The organism is Rhodoferax sp., assembly GCF_028688795.1.
Classification (GTDB): Bacteria; Pseudomonadota; Gammaproteobacteria; order Burkholderiales; family Burkholderiaceae_C; genus Rhodoferax.
In genome coordinates, this window is sequence record NZ_JAQTXM010000090.1 from 1 (window position 1) to 3975 (window position 3975).

General features: G+C 57.7%; 3 protein-coding genes. 2 read left to right on the forward strand and 1 reads right to left on the reverse strand.

What is annotated here, in order from left to right:
- Both PHQ58_RS23460 and PHQ58_RS23465 read left to right on the forward strand, forming a co-directional pair.
- Positions 1–597 (forward strand): hypothetical protein (locus PHQ58_RS23460; protein ID WP_300116317.1); only part of this gene is annotated, 597 nt, incomplete at its 5' end.
- 38 nt (positions 598–635) lie between these two features.
- Positions 636–3380 carry a hypothetical protein gene (locus PHQ58_RS23465; protein ID WP_300116320.1) on the forward strand — a complete coding sequence of 915 codons (2745 nt, stop codon included), beginning with the start codon at positions 636–638 and terminating at the stop codon, positions 3378–3380.
- 26 nt (positions 3381–3406) lie between these two features.
- Here PHQ58_RS23465 and PHQ58_RS23470 read toward each other — a convergent pair.
- Positions 3407–3975 (reverse strand): aldehyde dehydrogenase family protein (locus PHQ58_RS23470; protein ID WP_300116323.1); only part of this gene is annotated, 569 nt, incomplete at its 5' end.

Consider the following 3975-nt stretch of genomic DNA (forward strand, 5'->3'; position numbering starts at 1 on the left):
ACGCTGCGGGACGCGGGTCTGCGCGTCATCATTGGCGGCTCGATCAGCTTTGAGAATCTGCTGTCGATTCACAGCATTCCACACACCGTGCTGGGTGGCTTGTTTCGCCTGCCGGTTCTGCCGTTTACCCGCACTGAAGCGCAAAGCTACCTGAGCGAAACACTCACTGGCCGCTTTGCCGCAACCCCGGAGGCCATCACCCTGGTTTTGGACAATTTGCCCGACTACGTGCCCGAGGTGCTCAAGATTGCCCACGGATTTCTGGTCACCTGCGAAAACCTTGAGGCCTGTAGCGACAGCCTGGCCAACGAGATCATGCCGGGTGTTCGCCGCGCTTTCTTGCAGCAGTTTGATGAACGTTTGACAAAAAACTACACCAGTAATGAGCTGAGCTGCGCCGAGCAGATTCTGGATGCCGTGGCCCAAGGAGATGCCAGCGGAACCCGGCTTGATGGGCGACAACTCCCCAGCGGCTACCACCGCGTGCTCAGCCGCTTACAGTACGACAACTTCATCGTGGACGCACCAGACCTTGGCTGGCGCTTCAGCCTGAACCTGATCCGTTTGTGGTGGCGCGCCAGCCGGGGCATGGCATGAGAGGGCAGCGCCACATTCCGTGGTTCAACCCACGTGAAATGAACGATGCCACCGTGCTGGCCCTGAACACCGGCCGCAGCGCCTTGCTGGCCGAGCTGCTGCAAACCATTGAGCAGCGTAGCACCCATCCCGGCCAAATCAGCCATTGGCTCATCACCGGGCCACGCGGTGCCGGCAAGTCCTACTTTTTGCGTCTGCTGCAAGCCACGCTCAAGCAGGCACCCTTGCCCAAAGTGCAGTTTATCCTGCTGCCCGAAGAGTTGCCCAACATCTTCGCCCCACATGAGCTGCTGGCAGAAATCAGCCGTTTGCTAGACCCTGCTGCACAACACGCGGGGACGGCATCGCGCTGGCGCGTCGACAACACTGGTCAGCTTTGGGACGAGGCCTTGGCGCAGCTTCTCTGCCGCATCAAAGTGCCCCTGTTGGTGGTGGGCATTGAAAACTTTGATGGCCTGATTGCGCAGGCCTTTTCCAGCGACGTGGACAACTCGCGCCTGCGCCATCTGATGAGCAACGAACCACACCTGATGTTTGTGGCCAGCGCCGTACAAGGCGACTTTGACGAACAGCACAACCAGCGGCTGTTTCGCCAGTTTGAACACCGCAGCCTGCCACGCTGGACACCGATTGACCATCGCCACTACCTCGACAAACGGGCCAAGCAACAAGGCAGCACAGCCACCACCCAGCAGTTCAACCGCATTGATGCCTACAGCCGCTACACCGGTGGCAACGCCCGCGCCGCCGCCGTGCTGGCCGCCACCATTCTGGATGTGAACGACCCGCTGGATGGTGCAGATGACCTGGATGCAGCTATCGAAAAGATGAGCGACTACTACCGTGCCTTGATCGCCCGCATCCCCGACAACACCAAAAAACTGTTTGACGCGCTGGTGCGCGGTGGCGAACCCGCCTCACAAACCGAACTGGCGGAGCGCACCGGAGCCCGCCAAAACGACATCAGCCGGGCCTTTGCCTGGCTGGTGGACAACGGCTATGTGAACGAATCCCGCGAGCCCGGTCAGAAAACCAAACACTACCGCGTACAGGATCGCCTGCTGGTGCAGTTCTATCGCATGCGTTACCTGCACCCCGGCCAGCGCAGCCGCCTAGCGGTGATGGCCGATTTGTTGGCGGATACCCTGAGTTTTTCAGAAAAGTGGCAGTTTGCACGCCGCTATGCGGGCCAGGGTCTGGAGCCGGAAGCCCAAACATTGGTGGAACTGGCGTTGCAAGAGCGGCAGATAGATGCCACCTTGTTGCCACCTGAGTTTGGAGCGATTCAGCGGTTGATTAGCGACCACGATTTGTGGCTACAACACGACAACATTGTGGCTACCGTTTCTGGGCAAAGCATGGGAAAAGTGCTGCACAAGCTGATGGAAGCGATCTTCAAGCATTACCCAACCGATGATTCCTTTAAAGCCGCCATTGAACATGTTGCCACTTTGGCCCGTGCGTCCCATTGTGGTGATGTTTTGGGCAGTGATCTAGTGCCACTGGTTGAGCAAAATTGGATTTTTTGCCCTGCAGAAATTTACCTACATTTCTGTTCCATGAGTGGTGTTAACCGTGATTCTTCAAAGTGGCAGCTATTCAAACAAGCTCTTGAAAAAACAATGCAGCTCGATGCCGATGCATTGAGCCCCACTCGTGCGGCAGCAATCGAACAACATCGGCTCCAGATGAAGGCATTCATGGATGCTCCGCTTACCGCCAGCTTGCACGAACTATCGCTTAGGCGATTGAAGGGCTCAAAGCACATCGATATTCCACTCTTCAAAGCCGCAGACTGGGCGGCTCGTGCTGCCGTGGGGTGGCAGGCCGTGGGAGAAGATGAGCTTCAGGCGCAAGCGATTAAAACTTTCTTCCGTTCGTTTATCAAAAGCCATCAAATGGAGTACGTACCTGAGCAACATCTTGCAGCACTTGATCAACTGCGTCCCATTGAGCTCAAACTAGACATTTGGGATAAAGTGAGACTATTGGAATGCCGCGCCATCACATTGGGCAATTTGGGACAAACCGCAGATGCATATCAAGCCCTAGAAAGTGCTCGAAGCGAGTGGCTAGCAATGACTCCCACTACTGATTATTCAGAAGAGCTGTTAGCCCATGCTGCCCTGATTCTTGGGAAAATGGCTTCGTGTCAGGGTGGAATGAACCACCCCGATCAGGCCTTGGGATTGCACCAGCAAGCGATCACAGAAATCCCTTCGGGAGCATATCTTGACGACCTCGCCTGGAACCTCGGCCAAATTGCACGCTACCGTCTCGCGGAAACCGATGCCTCGGCAGTTTGGCTTGAGCTTGACACCGCCTTGGCTCAAGTACCTGGCTACGAAACAAAAGCTATCCAGCATCTTGGCGACGCGGTTGCCGATGCAGCCAAACATGACAGCCCCGCCAAAGCCTTTGCAGCAGGTCTGGACATCTTGCAAGGTTTGGCCGAGCGCCCGCACCTCCCCACTGAAGCCGCCCTGCGAGGACTCTGGATTGGCATGATTGAAATGGCCGTTCCCTGGGGTGTGCTGCGTGACCTGTTAGGCGAGTGGCCACAGCTGTGGCCTGTCGCAGAACACAGCCAAGTACATCAACTCAAAGAGATTTTGCTGGCTTGGCTGGCCAAGCTGGAAGCGGTGCAAACAGGTGATACCCGCTATCAAGCGCCCGATGACCCCGACCTGGTGACCACCTTGACCGCGCTGGAGCAAGCCCTGTCACCCAAAACGCGGCATCGCCTGGGCTTGCTAAAACCAGCCGCTCCAGAAAAGACGTGAAGCCAAGGGCTCAAGCATCCAGCCTATCACCCCGCCAACAACGCCGCATTCCCCCCCGCTGCCGTGGTGTTGATGGTGACCGTCTGCTCGGCGCAGAAGCGGAACAGGTAGTGCGGCCCGCCAGCTTTGGGGCCGGTGCCTGACAGGCCTTCACCGCCAAAGGGCTGCACGCCGACCACCGCACCGATCTGGTTGCGGTTGATGTAGACGTTGCCGATGTGGGCGGCGTGGGCCAACTGCTGGGCGCGGCTGTCGATGCGGGTCTGGATGCCGAGGGTCAGGCCGTAGCCGAGGGCGTTGATCTGCGCAATCACCGCCAGCGGGTCGCCCTTCCAGCGCACCACATGTAACACCGGGCCGAAGATTTCGGCTTTCATGTCACTGATGCTGGCCACCTCGAAGGCTTGGGGTGGAATCAGGTTTGCTATTTGTTTGATAGCTTCTTGCGCTTGTTCTACCTGCACTACAGGCTTATTTTTCATAAATTCTGAGGTGGACTTGCCGAGCAAGGGCCTGGCCTCGCGGTGCAGGCGCTGCAAATGGGTCTGGATGCCGTCGAATGCCTCGCGGTCAATCACCGGGCCGACATCGGTGG

Coding starts and splice junctions, on each gene's coding strand:
- PHQ58_RS23465 (WP_300116320.1), top strand. CDS start 636: ATGAACGATGCCACCGTGCTGGCCCTGAACACCGGCCGCAGCGCCTTG.